Here is a 17941-nt window from a genome sequence, read left to right on the forward strand (position 1 = left end):
GGCGGGTGGCGCTTCGCTTACCCGCCCTACGGGTTCATCAGGCCCGGTAAGCGCAGCGCCACCGGGCAATGTTCTGGGCATTACGCGCTGCGGCGCAGCATGCCCTGCTTTTTCAGCCAGACCAGCAGGATCGAAATCGCTGCAGGCGTAACGCCGGAGATACGGGATGCCTGGCCGATCGATACCGGTTTGTGATCGTTCAGCTTGGCGATCACTTCGTTGGAAAGGCCCGTCACCTGGCGGTAGTCCAGCATTTCCGGCAGCAGCGTGTTTTCGTTACGCTGCTGTTTTTCGATCTCATCCTGCTGACGCGCGATGTAACCTTCGTACTTCACCTGGATCTCAACCTGCTCTGCCGCTTCAGCGTCTTCCAGCCCCGGCGCGAACGCGGTCAGTTTGACCAGGTTCTCGTAGGTGACTTCAGGACGGCGCAGCAGATCTTCCCCGCTGGCTTCACGCGACAGCGGCGCGGTTAAGTGAGCGTTTACTTCGGCAGCGGTTTCCGCCTGCGGATTCACCCAGGTAGTTTTCAGGCGCTGACGTTCCTGTTCAATGCGTTCCAGCTTCTCGTTAAACCGCGCCCAGCGCTCGTCATCGACAAGACCCAGTTCGCGGCCCATTTCGGTCAGACGCAGGTCGGCGTTATCTTCGCGCAGCATCAGGCGATATTCCGCGCGAGAGGTAAACATACGGTACGGCTCTTTGGTACCCAGCGTGCAGAGATCGTCAACCAGCACGCCCAGATACGCCTGAGAACGGCCTGGTGCCCAGCCCTCTTTCTCAGCGGAGAAGCGCGCGGCGTTCAAACCGGCAAGCAGGCCCTGCGCAGCCGCTTCTTCGTAGCCGGTGGTGCCGTTAATCTGCCCCGCGAAGAACAGACCGTGGATGAATTTGCTTTCCAGGGTTGGCTTCAGGTCGCGCGGATCGAAGAAATCGTACTCAATAGCGTAGCCGGGACGAACGATTTTCGCATTCTCCATCCCCTGCATTGAGCGAACAATTTGCATCTGTACATCGAACGGCAGGCTGGTGGAGATGCCGTTCGGATAAATTTCATTTGAGGTCAGCCCTTCCGGCTCCAGGAAGATCTGGTGCTGGTTACGATCGGCGAAGCGCATCACTTTGTCTTCGATCGACGGGCAGTAGCGTGGGCCGATCCCCTCGATCACGCCGGCATACATGGGGCTGCGATCGAGGTTATTGCGGATCACGTCATGGGTTTTCTCGTTGGTATGCGTGATGTAGCACGGTACCTGCTGCGGATGCTGAGCCGCATTGCCCATGAACGAGAACACCGGCAACGGATTATCACCGTGCTGTTGCGCCAGCACGCTGAAATCAATGGTGCGCGCATCAATACGCGGCGGCGTACCGGTTTTCAGGCGGCTAACGCGCAGCGGCAGTTCACGCAGACGGCGAGACAGGGGAATAGACGGCGGATCGCCAGCACGGCCACCGCTGTAGTTATCCAGACCGATATGAATTTTACCGTCAAGGAATGTGCCCACGGTCAGCACCACGGCTTTCGCACGGAATTTGAGACCCATCTGGGTCACGGCACCTACGACGCGATCGTTCTCAACGATAAGATCTTCAACCGCCTGCTGGAAGATCATCAGGTTAGGCTGGTTCTCCAGGGCGGTACGCACCGCCTGGCGGTAAAGCACGCGGTCTGCCTGAGCTCGGGTCGCACGCACGGCGGGACCTTTACTCGCGTTTAGTATCCTAAACTGGATGCCTGCATGATCGATCGCTTTCGCCATCAAGCCGCCAAGTGCATCCACTTCTTTTACCAGGTGTCCTTTCCCAATGCCGCCAATCGCCGGATTACAGGACATTTGTCCCAGCGTGTCGATATTGTGTGTCAAAAGCAGGGTCTGCTGACCCATACGCGCTGCGGCCATTGCGGCCTCAGTGCCTGCATGACCCCCGCCAATGATGATGACGTCAAAAGGATCCTGATAAAACATGGTGGTCTGCCTCGCGTAAAGCGGTATGAAAATGGATTGAAGCCCGGGCCGTGGATTCTACTCAACTTTAGTCTTTCGAGAAAGCATTGGGATCCTGGGCTATTAAAAAGAAGATCTTTTTATTAAGAGATCTGTTCTATTGTGATCTCTTATTAGGATCGCGAACCTGTGTGGATAAGTCCGATCTCACAAAGAAGATCATGCAGTTAGAAAGGATCGTTTGCTGTGAATGATCGGTGATCCTGGACAGTATAAGCTGGGATCAGATCGCGACTTTATGCACAGGTCAAAAACGATACAACAGTTGTTCTTTGGATAACTACGGGTTAATACGAGCTTTTAACCAGACTTATCCACATCTGTTCGCGCGATCTTTAATCGTTTTTGAGTAAATTTTTCCATTCCGCGAGCCAGATCTCGGCTGGATCCTCCGGAATGTCATGATCGAGGATGTTGATCTTGAGCGTTTCACCCACCTGTTTTGCTCCACAAGAGGTAACAGCGGCTTCAACTTTCTCTATTGCCCCGCAAAAGGTGTCATATTCACGACTGCCGATCCCCACCGCGCCAAAACGGACGTTTGACAGGTCGGGCTGCTGTTCCAGCAGTTCGTCATATAAAGGTTGCAGGTTATCCGGCAGATCGCCCGCGCCGTGCGTGGAGGTGATCAGCAGCCAGACCCCGTCAGTCGGGAGATCTTCAAGCAACGGACCGTGCAGGGTTTCTGTAGAAAAGCCCGCATCTTCCAGCTTTTCAGCCAGGTGTTCCGCTACGTATTCCGCACCACCAAGGGTGCTGCCGCTGATAAGGGTAATGTCCGCCATTGATCGCTCGCCCAGATAAAGAGACGGCCATTGTACGCTGTGAACGAGCTGGGATCTACCTGTGGAAAATGTGGGAATGAATTTGCCCGATCACGGGCGGATGGTACGCATGATCGGGTTTTGCAGGGAGATCAGCGTCTCGGTGGACTGAATTTCATCGATTGTTTGGATCTTGTTGATAAGTACCTGCTGGAGGGCGTCGATGGATCGGCACATGACTTTAATAAAGATGCTGTAATGCCCGGTGGTGTAATACGCCTCGGTGACTTCATCCAGCGCGTTCAGCTTCGCCAGAGCGGAAGGGTAGTCTTTGGCGCTTTTAAGAATGATGCCAATGAAGCAGCAGACGTCGTAACCCAGATGTTTAGGACTGACGTCAATGCGTGCGCCGGTAATGATCCCCGCCTGCTTCATCTTCTCTACGCGGACGTGAATGGTTCCCGGGCTGACGCCAAACTGTTTTGCCAGTTCGGCGTAGGCGGTACGGGCATTGGCCATTAACGCCTCCAGGATGCCGCGGTCGAGATTGTCGATCTGATAATTTTCCATAGCTTTTTCTTATGAAGATTAATGAATCACTCTATTCTAGCGTTTAATTTTATCGAATCAAAAGTGAAGGTGGCTTTTTGTTGATGAGTTATTGAATCTGATGCCATTTCTGTTGCTTAATCAATATCAACAGGACGCAGGAGTATAAATAATGAAAACCGCTTACATCGCAAAACAACGCCAGATCAGTTTCGTAAAATCCCATTTTTCCCGCCAGCTGGAAGAGAAGCTTGGCCTTATTGAAGTTCAGGCGCCGATTCTGAGCCGCGTGGGTGACGGGACGCAGGATAACCTCTCTGGATGCGAAAAAGCGGTACAGGTGAAAGTGAAAACACTGCCAGACGCTCAGTTCGAAGTGGTTCATTCACTGGCGAAGTGGAAGCGTCAAACCCTGGGACAACACGACTTCAGCGCGGGCGAAGGGCTTTACACGCACATGAAAGCCCTTCGTCCCGACGAAGACCGCCTTTCTCCGATTCATTCCGTTTACGTTGACCAGTGGGACTGGGAGCGCGTAATGGGTGACGGCGAGCGCCACGTCGGTACGCTGAAATCCACCGTTGAGGCGATCTACGCCGGGATCAAAGCGACCGAAGCGGCCGTGAGCAAAGAGTTTGGTCTGGTACCGTTCCTGCCGGATACGATCCACTTTGTCCACAGCCAGGCGCTGCTGAGCCGCTTCCCGGATCTCGATGCTAAAGGCCGCGAGCGTGCGATCGCTAAAGAATTAGGTGCAGTATTCCTGATCGGTATCGGCGGCAAGCTGTCTGATGGCAAACGCCACGACGTTCGCGCGCCGGATTATGATGACTGGAGCACTGCGGGTGAGGGCGAATTTGCCGGGCTGAACGGCGATATTCTGGTGTGGAACCCGGTACTGGAAGACGCCTTCGAGCTCTCTTCTATGGGGATCCGCGTGGATGCTGACGCGCTGAAGCGCCAGCTGGCGGTCACCGGCGATGAAGATCGTCTCAAACTCGAGTGGCACCAGGCGCTACTGCGCGGTGAAATGCCTCAAACGATCGGCGGCGGTATCGGCCAGTCCCGTCTGACCATGCTGCTGCTGCAATTACCCCATATCGGTCAGGTTCAGTGTGGCGTCTGGCCGCAGCAGGTACGTGAAAGCATCGGTTCTCTTCTGTAATTAACGCTGCCAGCGTCTGAGCAGGCGGCTACGCAACCCGGTATCAAAGCGCCAGATATGATCGAAGATGCGCATGATGCCGGGTTTTCCATGGGCTGACATCGCCACCGCATGAAATCGGTGCTGGTGCACCCGCTGTAACTCCTTCACCTTATTCACCACGTCATCCGGCAGCCGCTGGGCAATAAAATCGGAAATCACCACCGCGTCAGCGTCGTACCAGTCGCCGCCCTGCATACGCTCCACAATGCTGCGGAAGCAGCTGGCCAGATCCGTGCCGCCGCGAAAGCGCTGGCTCAGGAAGCGGATTGCCTGCTCGATCCCCTGCTGGTTCGTCAGCTCATAGCCCACCACCTCGCTGGAGAAGAGCATGATGAAGCAGCGACGGCGATCGGCGAGCGCCACGCGCATCAGTGCCAGACAGAAGGCCTTCGCGCACTGCTCGTTAAACCCGCCCATCGAACCGGACGTATCCACGCAAACAATGAATGGCCCGCGCGGCTGTTCATCAAAATCCTGATGGACGACCGGCCGTTGGCTGACTTTCTCGCGCCAGGCTTCGCCGTGCAGTCGGTAGGTGAGAAGCTGTTTTTCCACCAGCCGACGATAGAACTCATACTCCAGCTCGGTCATCCCCAGCGTGCTTAGCTCGGTCGGCAGCAGGCGTAAGATGTCGTCGCTCTGCTGGAGCCCGTCGACCTGCTCCGGCACGGTCGACGGTTCGCGCACCAGGGTGCGGAAGGTTTCCATCGGGGCATCTTTCTTTGGGACCGATTTTGCCTCCCTTGAGCGACCCAGCTGTTCTGCAAGCTTCATCAGCTCGGGCTGCTGCGCCAGAAAATCGCCGTATTTGACGATCAGCTGATAATCCCCGCGCCGGAGCTGGCCGGCGCTCATATCCCACAGACGCCCTGCTGCGTTTTCATTCTCCACCAGCACCTGTTCTAGCTGGCCGCTCAGCGTCATCCGTTCCTGAACTTCACTGAGCAGCTGTTCACGCTCTTCGTCCAGCAGCTGCTGGTTCAGCGTTGTGGCCTGAACCACCAGGCTGAGGCGCCAGCGCTGTAGGAACAGGGTATGCAGCGCCGGGGTAAAAGTGGCGTTATCCGTAACCAGCGCCCGCGCCTGGCTGGCAAACGGAGAGTGGACTTTATCAAGCAGCGTAAGGGTTTGCGGCAGCTGGACGATAAACTGCGGTGTCGACAGCCGTTGGCACTGCTGATAGCTGGCGACCTCCTCCGTCAATTCAGGCGGGACTTCCGTCTCCTTAAACCGCTGGCGAAGGTTATCGCGCCAGCGCGGAAGATCGTCCGTCATCGCCTTTTTAAGCTTTGGAAATTTTTCAAAAAACGCCGCCAGCTGCGGCGACGCCAGAAGGGTAATGACCACTTCTTCGATCAACCCCTCCTCGCTGACGGCCAGCATGACGTTAAGCGTATCCAGCGTTAGCATTGACGCGCCTGTTTGATCTGCGCGCTGACGTCCTGCAGGCTGGCTTCGATGCGGCCTAACCAGTCGCTATGAATAAAGAGGCATTTTTGCTGCTCGCTAAAGCGGGTGTGCTGCTGATGCCATTCGGTATCCAGCGCTTCCAGCTGCTGCTTAATCTCTTCGGGGACGCTGTCAGAGGCGGTTCCCGGCAGCGCAAGACGCGATCCCTGGAGGCTGACGTCGCGGATCACCAGGTGCTGGCTGCTGTCCACTTCCATATTCAGCGGCTGCGCGAAACCAATGCCGTTGAGTTTTCCTCGGATCTCTCCGCCCTTATCCAGCCACTGCGCCAGCGCCTCGCGCTCAATCGTAATGTGTACCACCTGCATGTCATGCAGTTTGAGCGGCTGCTGGAGCAGCAGCGTTAGCGTCGTACCAGTCAGATCGGCAGGAAGCTCGTAGTGCGGTTTGCGGGCGAACATGCCGCCAAGGCGATTCACTTTCAGCGCGGTTTTATCACTTTGCTGCTGCTGAAGCTGGATGCGCCGCTGGGCAATCGCCCCCAGCTGGTTGAGCATTGCCTGCTGCCCCCAGGCGTGCCCGGTCATCAAAACGTCAAGCTGCTGCTGCATCAGGTTCATGCCTTCTGCATCGTGCCAGAGGCAGTCTTTGAGCAGGATCAGGTCAATTGGCGCAACGGCGTCACGCCCGCTGAACAGGGCGCTGGCCTGCAGCAGGCGGATCGCTTTTTTCCAGCGGCGATCGGAGACATAGGGCGCTGAAGGGATGAGATCAAGCTGCTGGCGCAGGAGATAGATCAGCTCGAAGACGGCGTCTGGCAGTTTGATTTTGCCGATATCCTGCTGCCACTGGTGATACTCCTCATCCGTTACCTGCAGCGAAGCGGATACCGGGTTTTCACTTTCATCCTGCTGGCTGACCAGCATGGAGCGGAAGTTGGATTTATCCTGCACTTTGTCCAGCCACAGGCGGATAAGCATACGGTCATATAGCGCTTCCAGACTGCTGTCGGCTTCAGGCAGTTCGTTAGAGGCGGCCACCAGCAGGCGCATCGGGATTTTCTCTTCACTGGCGCCGTTACGGAACCGACGTTCGTTTATCGCCGTGAGCAGCGTGTTCAGAATAGCCGGCCCCGCTTTCCAGATCTCATCGAGAAAACAATCTCAGCCTCCGGAAGATACCCTTCTGTCAGACGCTGATAGCGCCCCTCATCTTTCAATGCCTGAATGGAGAGCGGACCAAAAACTTCTTCTGGGGTGGAAAACCGGGTCATGAGATATTCGAAGGCGCGGGCGTTCTGAAAAGCAAATTTCAGCCTGCGGGCAATCAGGCTTTTGGCAATGCCCGGCGGTCCCAGCAAAAACACGCTCTCACCGCTCAACGCCGCCAGTAAGCAGAGGCGGATGGCGTGGCTACGCTCGAAAAGGCCTTTTTCCAGCGCGCTGCTGAGGCGGGAAATTCTTTCTGCTAATAAATGTGAGTGAGCCATAATAGTTTTGCATCCTTTCGCCGTCGTGGCGGCCAATTGAAGCGAGTATAGACGTTTCAGTCAGGGCTGGTAATAGACTGAAGTGCGGCGCAATTTTCTTTGCGCTACATTAATGCGGTTGCATTTAGGGGTACGATTTTGCAATGAATCGTGCATACTGTGCGCTTTTTGTGGGCCAAGGGACCGGGAACACATTTGTTATTTAAACGAAAAGACTAGTCTATGAGCACTGATAATAAGCAATCATTACCCGCAATAACGCTTGCGGCGATCGGGGTTGTCTACGGTGATATCGGCACCAGCCCGCTTTATACGCTTCGTGAATGTCTGTCCGGCCAGTTTGGTTTTGGTGTTGAACGCGATGCCGTGTTTGGCTTCTTGTCCCTCATTTTCTGGCTGCTGATCCTGGTGGTTTCCGTTAAATATCTCTCCTTCGTTATGCGTGCTGATAACGCCGGTGAAGGTGGGATCCTGACCCTGATGTCTCTTGCCGGGCGTAATACCTCGGCCAGGATGACCTCTGTGCTGGTCATTATCGGCCTGATTGGCGGCAGTTTCTTCTACGGGGAAGTGGTGATAACGCCGGCTATCTCGGTGCTGTCGGCGATTGAGGGGCTGGAGATTATCGCTCCGCAGCTCGATTCATGGGTGGTTCCGCTGGCCATTATTGTCCTGACGCTGCTGTTCATGATCCAGAAGCACGGTACAGGGCTGGTGGGCAAACTGTTTGCGCCGATTATGCTGGCCTGGTTCCTGATCCTGGCGGCGCTTGGCTTGCGCAGCATTATCGCGAACCCTGAAGTGCTGCATGCGCTGAACCCTTACTGGGCGGTGCATTTCTTCCTCGAATACAAAGTGGTTTCCTTCGTGGCGCTGGGGGCCGTCGTGCTCTCCATCACCGGTGTGGAAGCGCTGTATGCTGACATGGGCCACTTCGGGAAACTGCCTATCCGCGTGGCATGGTTTATTGTGGTGCTGCCGTCGCTGGTGCTGAACTACTTTGGTCAGGGCGCGCTGTTGCTTAAAAACCCGGAAGCGATCAAGAACCCGTTCTTCCTGCTGGCGCCCGACTGGGCGCTGGTGCCGATGCTGATCCTGGCGACGCTGGCGACAGTCATTGCCTCCCAGGCGGTGATTTCCGGCGTGTTTTCTCTGACGCGCCAGGCCGTGCGTCTGGGGTATCTGTCACCGATGCGCATCATCCATACCTCGGAGATGGAGTCGGGCCAGATCTACATCCCGTTCGTTAACTGGCTCCTCTATTTCGCTGTTGTTATTGTTATCGTCAGCTTCGAGCACTCCAGTAACCTGGCTGCGGCGTACGGTATTGCCGTAACCGGTACGATGGTGCTGACATCGCTGCTCTCCACCACGGTGGCGTACCGAAACTGGCACTGGAATAAATTCCTCGTGGCGATGATTCTGGTGGGCTTCCTGTGTATCGACGTGCCGCTGTTCTCTGCGAACCTCGATAAAATTGTCTCCGGTGGCTGGCTGCCGCTGACGCTGGGTCTGGTGATGTTCATCGTCATGACCACCTGGAAAAGCGAGCGTTTCCGCCTGCTGCGCCGCATGCACGAGCACGGGAACTCTCTTGAGGCGATGATCGCTTCTCTGGAGAAATCCCCGCCGGTCCGCGTGCCGGGTACTGCGGTATATATGTCTCGCGCGCTGAACGTCATTCCGTTCGCGCTGATGCATAACCTCAAGCACAACAAAGTGCTGCACGAGCGGGTGATCCTGCTGACGCTGCGCACCGAGGATGCGCCGTATGTTCATAACGTGCGTCGCGTGCAGATCGAGCAGCTGTCGCCGACCTTCTGGCGCGTGGTGGCAAGCTACGGCTGGCGCGAAACGCCAAACGTGGAAGAGGTGTTCCACCGCTGTGGCCTGGAAGGGCTGAGCTGCCGGATGATGGAGACGTCGTTCTTTATGTCGCACGAGTCGCTGATCATCGGCAAGCGCCCGTGGTATCTGCGCCTGCGCGGCAAGCTATACCTCATCCTGCAGCGTAACGCCCTGCGCGCGCCTGACCAGTTTGAGATCCCGCCTAACCGCGTGATTGAGCTGGGAACACAAGTCGAGATCTAATCCCTTCTGAAAATGCCGGGTGGCGCTTCGCTTACCCGGCCTACCAACCCCCTCGCCAACCCACAATAATTGTCTCTACATTTCACTTAGCGAAACGTTTCGACGTCGATCACAAATCTGTTACGTCATGATGGTTTTCTGAACATTCTTGAGATTAAACTGATGTCAGCGAAACGTTTCGCTAGTGGAGCAAGAAAATGAAGAAAGGCACGGTACTCAACTCAGAAATCTCATCGGTTATTTCCCGTCTTGGGCATACCGATACGCTGGTGGTTTGCGATGCAGGCTTACCGGTTCCGCGCAGCACAACCCGTATCGATATGGCGTTAACGCAGGGTGTACCCTCGTTTATGCAGGTACTGGATGTGGTGACCGCGGAGATGCAGGTTGAGGCAGCCATTCTCGCGGCGGAAATCAAACAACATAATCCGCAACTCCATGAAACGTTGCTCAGCCATATTGAGCAACTGCAACAACACCAGGGAAACACCATAGAAATTCGTTACACGACGCACGAACAGTTCAAACAACAAACCGCAGACAGTCAGGCGGTGATTCGCAGCGGGGAGTGTTCCCCGTATGCGAATATCATTCTCTGTGCTGGCGTCACCTTCTGAGGCCATCATGGACGCATTACTGCAACTCAAAGGGATCGATAAGTCGTTCCCGGGCGTAAAAGCCCTCTCCGGCGCGGCGCTGAACGTCTACCCCGGGCGCGTGATGGCGCTGGTTGGCGAAAACGGTGCCGGCAAATCCACCATGATGAAAGTGCTGACCGGTATCTATCAACGCGATGCCGGTTCACTCGTCTGGCTGGGGAAAGAGACCACCTTCACCGGCCCGAAATCCTCTCAGGAAGCGGGTATCGGCATTATTCACCAGGAGCTGAACCTGATCCCGCAGCTCACCATTGCGGAAAACATCTTCCTCGGCCGCGAGTTTGTTAACCGGTTCGGCAAAATCGACTGGAAAACTATGTATGCCGAAGCGGACAAGCTGCTGGCGAAGCTGAACCTGCGCTTTAAGAGCGATCGCCTGGTAGGCGATCTGTCCATTGGCGATCAGCAGATGGTGGAAATCGCGAAGGTGCTGAGCTTTGAGTCGAAGGTCATCATTATGGATGAACCGACCGACGCCCTGACCGATACCGAAACCGAATCCCTGTTCCGCGTGATCCGCGAGCTGAAGTCGCAGGGGCGCGGGATTGTCTATATCTCTCACCGCATGAAAGAGATCTTCGAAATCTGCGATGACGTGACCGTCTTCCGCGACGGGCAGTTTATTGCCGAGCGCGAAGTCGCCACGCTGACCGAAGATACGCTCATCGAAATGATGGTGGGACGCAAGCTTGAAGATCAGTATCCGCATCTGGATAAAGCGCCGGGTGAGATCCGCCTGAAGGTGGACAACCTCTGCGGTCCTGGCGTGAACGACGTGACCTTTACCCTGCGCCAGGGCGAGATCCTGGGCGTGGCGGGCCTGATGGGTGCCGGACGTACCGAGCTGATGAAAGTGTTGTACGGCGCACTGCCGCGCACCAGCGGTTATGTCACCCTCGACGGTCATGAAGTGGTCACCCGTTCTCCGCAGGATGGTCTGGCGAACGGCATCGTTTATATCTCCGAAGACCGCAAACGCGACGGCCTGGTGCTGGGGATGTCGGTTAAAGAGAACATGTCCCTGACCGCGCTGCGCTATTTCAGCCATAGCGGCGGTAGCCTGAAGCATAAAGATGAGCAGCAGGCGGTCAGCGATTTTATCCGCCTCTTTAACGTCAAAACCCCGTCGATGGAGCAGGCGATTGGCCTGTTGTCCGGCGGTAATCAGCAGAAAGTGGCGATTGCGCGCGGGCTGATGACGCGTCCGAAAGTGCTGATCCTCGACGAGCCAACCCGCGGCGTAGACGTGGGCGCGAAGAAAGAGATCTATCAGCTGATTAACCAGTTCAAGGCCGACGGTCTGAGCATCATTCTGGTCTCTTCCGAGATGCCAGAAGTATTAGGCATGAGCGATCGCATTATCGTCATGCATGAAGGGCATCTCGGCGGTGAATTCACTCGCGAGCAGGCCACCCAGGAAGTTCTGATGGCTGCCGCTGTGGGCAAGCTTAATCGCGTGAATCAGGAGTAAGAAGATGACTACCCAGGCTGTTTCTGGTCGCCGCTATTTCACAAAGGCATGGCTGATGGAACAAAAATCGCTGATTGCCCTGCTGGTGCTGATCGCGATTGTATCGACCATGAGCCCGAACTTTTTCACCGTTAATAACCTGTTCAACATTCTGCAGCAAACATCGGTGAACGCCATTATGGCGGTCGGCATGACGCTGGTGATTTTGACCTCAGGTATCGATCTGTCCGTCGGTTCCCTGCTGGCGCTCACCGGCGCGATCGCCGCTTCGATTGTCGGCATTGAAGTCAACGCGCTGGTGGCCGTGGCCGCTGCCCTGGCGGCAGGCGCGGCGATTGGCGCCGTAACCGGCGTGATTGTGGCAAAAGGCCGCGTTCAGGCGTTCATCGCCACGCTGGTGATGATGCTGCTGCTGCGCGGTGTGACCATGGTATACACCAACGGTAGCCCGGTTAATACCGGCTTTACCGACAATGCCGATCTGTTTGGCTGGTTCGGTATCGGTCGCCCGCTGGGTGTTCCGACTCCGGTCTGGATCATGGCTATCGTCTTCCTGGCGGCGTGGTACATGCTGCACCACACCCGTCTGGGCCGTTATATTTACGCGCTGGGCGGTAACGAAGCGGCAACGCGCCTGTCCGGGATCAGCGTTAATAAAGTCAAAATTATCGTTTACTCCCTGTGCGGTCTGCTGGCATCGCTGGCAGGTATCATCGAAGTGGCGCGCCTCTCCTCCGCGCAGCCGACGGCGGGTACGGGGTATGAGCTGGATGCTATCGCAGCAGTGGTTCTGGGCGGTACGAGTCTTGCGGGCGGTAAAGGTCGCATTGTTGGGACATTGATCGGCGCACTGATTCTCGGTTTCCTGAATAATGGTTTGAATTTGTTAGGTGTTTCCTCCTATTACCAGATGATCGTTAAGGCAGTGGTGATTTTGCTGGCGGTACTGGTAGACAACAAAAAACAGTAACTGACGACACTACAGGACATCTTAGATATGAACATGAAAAAACTGGCTACCCTGGTTTCTGCTGTCGCGCTGAGCGCAACCGTAAGTGCTAACGCCATGGCGAAAGATACCATCGCGCTGGTTGTCTCTACTCTGAACAACCCGTTCTTCGTCTCCCTGAAGGACGGTGCGCAGAAAGAAGCGGACAAACTGGGCTACAACCTGGTGGTGCTGGATTCACAGAACAACCCGGCGAAAGAGCTGGCTAACGTTCAGGACTTAACCGTTCGTGGCACCAAAATTCTGCTGATCAACCCAACCGATTCTGACGCCGTCGGTAACGCCGTTAAAATGGCAAACCAGGCGAAAATTCCGGTGATCACTCTGGACCGCCAGGCAACGAAAGGCGAAGTTGTTAGCCACATTGCGTCTGATAACGTGCTGGGCGGCAAAATCGCGGGTGATTACATCGCGAAGAAAGCCGGCGAAGGCGCGAAAGTTATCGAACTGCAGGGGATTGCCGGTACGTCTGCAGCTCGCGAGCGTGGTGAAGGCTTCCAGCAGGCTGTGGCTGCGCACAAATTCAACGTGCTGGCCAGCCAGCCGGCAGACTTCGACCGTACTAAAGGTCTGAACGTTATGCAGAACCTGCTGACCGCACACCCTGACGTGCAGGCGGTATTCGCGCAGAACGACGAAATGGCGCTCGGCGCGCTGCGTGCCCTGCAGACCGCAGGTAAATCTGATGTGATGGTTGTCGGATTTGACGGCACGCCGGATGGTGAAAAAGCAGTAAACGATGGCAAACTGGCTGCGACCATCGCTCAGCTGCCTGAGCAGATTGGCGCCACTGGCGTTGAAACTGCCGACAAAGTGCTGAAGGGCGAAAAAGTTCAGGCTAAATACCCAGTTGACCTGAAGCTGGTCATCAAGCAGTAAAAGGCGAATCAGGCAGTCGCTGGCTGCCTGAGGGACACCAATAAAGAAAAGTGTGGCATACGCCACCGGGTAACACCGGTGGCGCTCTCAGATGGACAACCCAACCATGAAAACCGCAGGCAACCTCGTCGTCCTTGGCAGTATCAATGCCGATCACATTCTTAACCTTGAATCGTTCCCTGCACCGGGCGAAACCGTCACGGGTAACCAGTATCAGGTGGCATTTGGCGGTAAAGGCGCCAACCAGGCCGTCGCTGCCGGTCGCAGCGGGGCGAATATTGCGTTTATCGCCTGCACGGGTGATGACGATACCGGTGAGCGCGTACGCAAACAGCTGGCGAGCGACAACATTGATATCGCACCGGTCAGCGTGGTTGCAGGGGAATCGACCGGCGTGGCGCTGATTTTCGTCAACGCTGAAGGTGAGAATGTCATCGGTATTCATGCGGGTGCTAACGCTGCGCTGACGACGGAGCGCGTAGAAGCGCAACGTGCCATCATCGCCGGAGCGGAAGCCCTGCTCATGCAACTGGAGTCACCGGTTGAAAGCGTGCTGGCTGCCGCGAAAATTGCGCATGAAAATCATACCACTGTCGTACTTAACCCGGCCCCGGCCCGTGTATTATCAGACGAGCTGCTGGCGCTGGTGGACATCATTACGCCGAACGAAACCGAAGCCGAAAAACTGACGGGCATTCGCGTAGAAAATGATGACGATGCCGCGCGAGCCGCGCGTGCACTGCATGATAAGGGCATCGGTACCGTGATTATCACCCTTGGTAGCCGTGGGGTGTGGGCAAGCGTCAATGGCGAAGGCCGTCGCGTGCCGGGCTTTAAGGTCAAAGCGATTGATACCATCGCAGCGGGAGATACCTTCAACGGTGCACTGGTCACCGCGCTGCTGGAGGGCAAGAGAATGGATGACGCTATTCGCTTCGCACACGCTGCTGCCGCGATTGCGGTGACGCGCAAAGGCGCCCAGCCTTCCGTTCCGTGGCGTAAAGAGATCGATGAATTCTTAAGTCAGCAGGGGTAACGCTTGGCCACAATGAAAGATGTCGCCCGCATGGCGGGCGTTTCTACCTCGACGGTCTCCCACGTTATAAACAACGATCGCTTCGTCAGCGAGGCGATTCGTGAGAAAGTCGAAGCTGCGGTAAAAGAACTCAACTATGCGCCGTCTGCGCTGGCGCGCAGCCTTAAGCTCAACCAGACGCGCACCATCGGTATGCTGATCACCGCGAGTACCAACCCCTTTTATTCAGAACTGGTTCGCGGCGTGGAGCGCAGCTGCTTCGAGCGTGGCTACAGCCTGGTGCTGTGCAATACCGAGGGTGACGAGCAGCGCATGAATCGTAACCTGGAAACGCTGATGCAAAAACGCGTCGACGGGCTACTGCTGCTCTGCACCGAAACGCACCAGCCCTCGAAAGAGATCATCCAGCGTTATCCTTCGATTCCCACCGTGATGATGGACTGGGCGCCGTTCGACGGAACCAGCGATCTCATTCAGGATAACTCCCTGCTGGGCGGTGATATGGCGACTCAGTACCTGATTGATAAAGGACACACTCGCATTGCCTGTATTACGGGGCCGCTGGATAAAACCCCGGCGCGTTTGCGTCTGGAAGGGTATCTCTCCGCCATGGAACGAGCGGGGCTTGCCATTCCTGATGGCTACCGGATCACAGGCGACTTTGAGTTTAACGGCGGTTTCGAGGCAATGCAGAAACTGCTGGCGCAAAAGCCGCGTCCGCAGGCGGTGTTTATTGGTAACGACGCGATGGCGTTTGGTGCCTATCAGGCGTTGTATCAGGCGGGGCTACGCGTGCCGGACGATATGGCGGTGATTGGCTATGACGATATCGAACTGGCCAGCTACATGACGCCGCCGCTGACCACGATCCATCAGCCAAAAGATGAACTGGGCGAGCTGGCCATCGATGTGTTGATCCACCGTATGGCGCAGCCCACGCTGCAACAGCAACGCCTGCAGCTTACTCCTGTTCTGATGGAACGCGGTTCGGTTTAGCTTTCTCTTTGTGACGCTCTTTAATCAGGTTTCGGCCGTCTTTCGGTTTTAACAGCATAAAGACCAGCGCCGATACCACGGTAAGTGCGCCCATGGTGATAAAGGTATAGTGGAACTGCTCAACGGTATTCGCGCTGTCAAAACCCTCATAAAACCTCAGCACCGCTGCACTCACGGCAACCCCTAAACTGATCGACAGCTGTTGCGTTACCGCCAGCACGCTGTTGCCGCTGCTGGCGTTCTCGTCAGTCAGGTCGGCGAGGGTGATGGTGTTCATCGACGTGAACTGTGTCGACATCGCCATGCCCAACACAAACAGCGGCAGGATCAGCATCCAGACGGGTAACGCGGCGGATTGCAGCGAGAACTGCGCAATCATCAGACCGATAAAGACCGTCACGCCAACCAGCGTCTTACGATAGCCAAACCAGCGCAGCACCTGTGTCACGGTTGATTTTGCCAGAATCGAGCCCATCGCCGTGGGCGCCATCATGCAGCCAGCAATCAGGGCCGGGTAGCCAAAACCAACCTGCAGCATCAATGGCATCAGGAACGGCACACAGCCCGTCCCCAGACGAGACGCAATGTTCCCTGCAATCCCAACGGAAAACGTTCGGGTATTAAAGAGCCCCAGGGAGATTAACGGCGTCGGGTGACGGCGCGCGTGACGTATATAAAGAAGGAATAACAGAATACCGCCGAGGATAACGGAGAGCGCTAACCACGTCGCGACGATCTTCTCGCCAAACAGCTCCATCCCGCTGGAGAATAACACCAGGCTCAGGCCAAACAGGAAAAAGCCGCCCATGTCGAAGCTGCGCCTTGGCGTGGTGAAGTTCGGCATATATTTGCGGGCATACAGCAGCCCCGCAACGCCAATTGGAATATTAATCAGGAAGATCCAGTGCCAGCTTGCCCAGGTGACAAACACGCCACCGAGTACCGGGCCAAGAATCGGGCCAACCAGGCCCGGCATGGTGACGAAGTTGAGCACGGGAAGCAGTTCGCTCCTGGGGTAGGCCCGCAGCAAAGCAAGGCGCGCCACCGGCATCATCATCGCGCCGCCAATGCCCTGCAATACGCGGAAGATAACCAGCTCCGTTAAGGATGAGGAGAGCGCACAGGCCAGCGAACCGAGCGTAAAGAGCGTTACGGCCAGCATGAAAACTCTGCGGGTGCCAAAGCGGTCGGCCAGCCAGCCGCTGACCGGAATTAACATTGCGACCGTCAGGGTATAGCTGATGATGGCGGACTGCATCGCCAGCGGGGAGCGGTTAAGGCTTTGCGCTATAGCGGGAAGCGCTGTGTTGAGGATGGTGGCATCCAGTGCCTGCATAAAAAACGCCATGGCTGCAATCCACGGCAATCCGGCCATGCTGCGCGCTTTTTTCGTTGTCATTTATTTACCTGCTGGTGGGTTGGTGCGGCCAGCAATGCCTGGCACGCACTCAGGGCTCGCTGCCCGTCGCTTTCCTGGATGGCATCAACTATCGCCTGGTGCAAATCCAGTTTTACCACTTCGTTTTGTGTAATAGAGGTAAAGTAGGTGTGATACACCGAATGAAATAAAGAGGCAAAAGAGGTGAGAAACGGATTGGCGCTCATCATATAGATGTGTTCATGCCAGGCCATATCGACCTCAACCCAGCGTTCGCGGTTGAAGTGTTTTTTCAGGAACACCATCTCTTCCATCAATGCGTTAAGCTGCGCTTTCTGCTCTGCTGTTCCCAGCGTGGCGGCAAGCAGACATGCCTGAGGTTCAAGGCTGCTGCGCATCACCAGAAAGTGATCGACGACCTGATGAAAGTTATCTTCCGTCATCCACCAGGAGAGCAGCTCCTGATCGAGAAAATTCCAGTTACTCTGTGGCATCACGCGTGTGCCAATGCGAGGGCGTGGAAGCACCATACCTTTTGCCGTTAGGGTTTTCACCGCTTCGCGCACGGCGGTACGGCTCACCCCAAACTGCTCACCCAGCTCCATCTCACCCGGCAGAATGCTGCCCGGGGCATATTTACCCGCTAAAATCCGCTGAGCCAGCTTTTCTGCCAGCACGTACGACAGGTTTTTTTGGGCGGCCAGCTGTTGTGCGCTTAATGGCATCGCTTTTATTCCTTAAAGATTCATGCTGATAATTATGCCACCTCGAATGTGATTGTGGTTGCAGATACATCAAATAGAACAATTTGTAGCTTGATTTCACCTCTGTTGGTGAAAAAAAACGCGGATGGAAACTTTTTTTAAATTTCCTCTTGTCACGTCGGAATAACTCCCTATAATGCGCCTCCACTGACACGGAACAACGGCACACACGCCGCCGGGTCAGCAGAGAAAAGCGAAATTAATCACTTGACTCTGAAGCGGGAAAGCGT

General features: G+C 55.9%; 14 protein-coding genes and 1 pseudogene. 8 read left to right on the top strand and 7 right to left on the bottom strand.

The window, feature by feature from the left end:
* Positions 1-80: 80 nt before the first annotated feature.
* The 3 genes from mnmG to asnC form a co-directional block, all read right to left on the bottom strand.
* Positions 81-1970, bottom strand: coding sequence for a tRNA uridine-5-carboxymethylaminomethyl(34) synthesis enzyme MnmG (mnmG, locus tag ACZ6J2_RS20620; RefSeq protein WP_471726555.1), 1890 nt, complete (start codon positions 1968-1970; stop codon positions 81-83).
* Positions 1971-2344: 374 nt separating this feature from the next.
* On the bottom strand, positions 2345-2794 hold the full coding sequence (mioC, locus tag ACZ6J2_RS20625) for an FMN-binding protein MioC (RefSeq protein WP_471726556.1): 450 nt from the start codon (positions 2792-2794) through the stop codon (positions 2345-2347).
* 90 nt (positions 2795-2884) lie between these two features.
* Positions 2885-3343 carry a transcriptional regulator AsnC gene (asnC, locus tag ACZ6J2_RS20630; RefSeq protein ID WP_023333916.1) on the bottom strand — a complete coding sequence of 153 codons (459 nt, stop codon included), beginning with the start codon at positions 3341-3343 and terminating at the stop codon, positions 2885-2887.
* A 151-nt stretch (positions 3344-3494) separates the two neighbouring features.
* Here asnC and asnA point away from each other — a divergent pair, with 151 nt between their 5' ends.
* Entirely contained in the window at positions 3495-4487 is a 993-nt protein-coding gene (asnA, locus tag ACZ6J2_RS20635) for an aspartate--ammonia ligase (protein WP_471726557.1), read from the top strand.
* Here asnA and viaA read toward each other — a convergent pair whose 3' ends face one another.
* Together viaA and ravA are read right to left on the bottom strand one after the other, a co-directional pair.
* Entirely contained in the window at positions 4488-5939 is a 1452-nt protein-coding gene (gene viaA, locus ACZ6J2_RS20640; RefSeq protein ID WP_471726558.1) for an ATPase RavA stimulator ViaA, read from the bottom strand.
* Positions 5933-7428 (bottom strand): annotated as a pseudogene (ravA, locus tag ACZ6J2_RS20645) (ATPase RavA). Before ravA ends, viaA begins: the two are co-directional and overlap by 7 nt.
* 222 nt (positions 7429-7650) lie before the next feature.
* Between ravA and kup the strand changes: the two are divergent.
* The 7 genes from kup to rbsR all read left to right on the top strand — a co-directional run bounded on the left by kup (position 7651) and on the right by rbsR (position 15569).
* Entirely contained in the window at positions 7651-9519 is a 1869-nt protein-coding gene (kup, locus tag ACZ6J2_RS20650; protein WP_023309781.1) for a low affinity potassium transporter Kup, read from the top strand.
* 197 nt (positions 9520-9716) lie between these two features.
* Positions 9717-10136: a D-ribose pyranase gene (rbsD, locus tag ACZ6J2_RS20655; RefSeq protein WP_032662094.1), complete on the top strand. Its 420-nt coding sequence runs from the start codon at positions 9717-9719 to the stop codon at positions 10134-10136.
* A gap of 7 nt (positions 10137-10143) precedes the next feature.
* Positions 10144-11649, top strand: a complete 1506-nt coding sequence (gene rbsA, locus ACZ6J2_RS20660; protein WP_032662095.1) for a ribose ABC transporter ATP-binding protein RbsA — start codon at positions 10144-10146, stop codon at positions 11647-11649.
* Positions 11650-11653: 4 nt separating this feature from the next.
* The gene (rbsC, locus tag ACZ6J2_RS20665; protein WP_006808742.1) at positions 11654-12619 is read left to right on the top strand and encodes a ribose ABC transporter permease; all 966 of its coding nucleotides are present in this window, start codon (positions 11654-11656) and stop codon (positions 12617-12619) included.
* A gap of 27 nt (positions 12620-12646) precedes the next feature.
* Entirely contained in the window at positions 12647-13537 is an 891-nt protein-coding gene (gene rbsB / locus ACZ6J2_RS20670; protein WP_010426610.1) for a ribose ABC transporter substrate-binding protein RbsB, read from the top strand.
* A 106-nt stretch (positions 13538-13643) separates the two neighbouring features.
* A complete protein-coding gene (rbsK, locus tag ACZ6J2_RS20675; RefSeq protein WP_032662107.1) occupies positions 13644-14573 on the top strand; it encodes a ribokinase in 930 nt (309 codons plus the stop codon).
* 3 nt (positions 14574-14576) lie between these two features.
* Positions 14577-15569, top strand: coding sequence for a ribose operon transcriptional repressor RbsR (gene rbsR, locus ACZ6J2_RS20680; RefSeq protein WP_072210880.1), 993 nt, complete (start codon positions 14577-14579; stop codon positions 15567-15569).
* Here the strand turns inward: rbsR and mdtD are convergent.
* Together mdtD and ACZ6J2_RS20690 are read right to left on the bottom strand one after the other, a co-directional pair.
* A complete protein-coding gene (mdtD, locus tag ACZ6J2_RS20685; RefSeq protein ID WP_033144368.1) occupies positions 15535-16968 on the bottom strand; it encodes a multidrug transporter subunit MdtD in 1434 nt (477 codons plus the stop codon). The two genes, rbsR and mdtD, sit on opposite strands and share 35 nt — an antisense overlap.
* Complete coding sequence (locus ACZ6J2_RS20690; RefSeq protein ID WP_023309775.1) at positions 16965-17672, bottom strand: FadR/GntR family transcriptional regulator; 708 nt, start codon at positions 17670-17672, stop codon at positions 16965-16967. The genes mdtD and ACZ6J2_RS20690 overlap by 4 nt, the downstream gene beginning before the upstream one ends.
* Positions 17673-17941 lie beyond the last annotated feature (269 nt).

Source organism: Enterobacter sp. E14S (assembly GCF_055666685.1).

What these genes read in the sequence shown, in the direction of transcription:
- asnC (WP_023333916.1), bottom strand. Translation starts at nt 3,343, where the DNA reads ATGGAAAATTATCAGATCGACAATCTCGACCGCGGCATCCTGGAGGCG.
- mnmG (WP_471726555.1), bottom strand. Translation starts at nt 1,970, where the DNA reads ATGTTTTATCAGGATCCTTTTGACGTCATCATCATTGGCGGGGGTCAT.
- rbsB (WP_010426610.1), top strand. Translation starts at nt 12,647, where the DNA reads ATGAACATGAAAAAACTGGCTACCCTGGTTTCTGCTGTCGCGCTGAGC.
- kup (WP_023309781.1), top strand. Translation starts at nt 7,651, where the DNA reads ATGAGCACTGATAATAAGCAATCATTACCCGCAATAACGCTTGCGGCG.
- mioC (WP_471726556.1), bottom strand. Translation starts at nt 2,794, where the DNA reads ATGGCGGACATTACCCTTATCAGCGGCAGCACCCTTGGTGGTGCGGAA.
- rbsA (WP_032662095.1), top strand. Translation starts at nt 10,144, where the DNA reads ATGGACGCATTACTGCAACTCAAAGGGATCGATAAGTCGTTCCCGGGC.
- ACZ6J2_RS20690 (WP_023309775.1), bottom strand. Translation starts at nt 17,672, where the DNA reads ATGCCATTAAGCGCACAACAGCTGGCCGCCCAAAAAAACCTGTCGTAC.
- rbsK (WP_032662107.1), top strand. Translation starts at nt 13,644, where the DNA reads ATGAAAACCGCAGGCAACCTCGTCGTCCTTGGCAGTATCAATGCCGAT.
- mdtD (WP_033144368.1), bottom strand. Translation starts at nt 16,968, where the DNA reads ATGACAACGAAAAAAGCGCGCAGCATGGCCGGATTGCCGTGGATTGCA.
- rbsD (WP_032662094.1), top strand. Translation starts at nt 9,717, where the DNA reads ATGAAGAAAGGCACGGTACTCAACTCAGAAATCTCATCGGTTATTTCC.
- asnA (WP_471726557.1), top strand. Translation starts at nt 3,495, where the DNA reads ATGAAAACCGCTTACATCGCAAAACAACGCCAGATCAGTTTCGTAAAA.
- viaA (WP_471726558.1), bottom strand. Translation starts at nt 5,939, where the DNA reads ATGCTAACGCTGGATACGCTTAACGTCATGCTGGCCGTCAGCGAGGAG.
- rbsC (WP_006808742.1), top strand. Translation starts at nt 11,654, where the DNA reads ATGACTACCCAGGCTGTTTCTGGTCGCCGCTATTTCACAAAGGCATGG.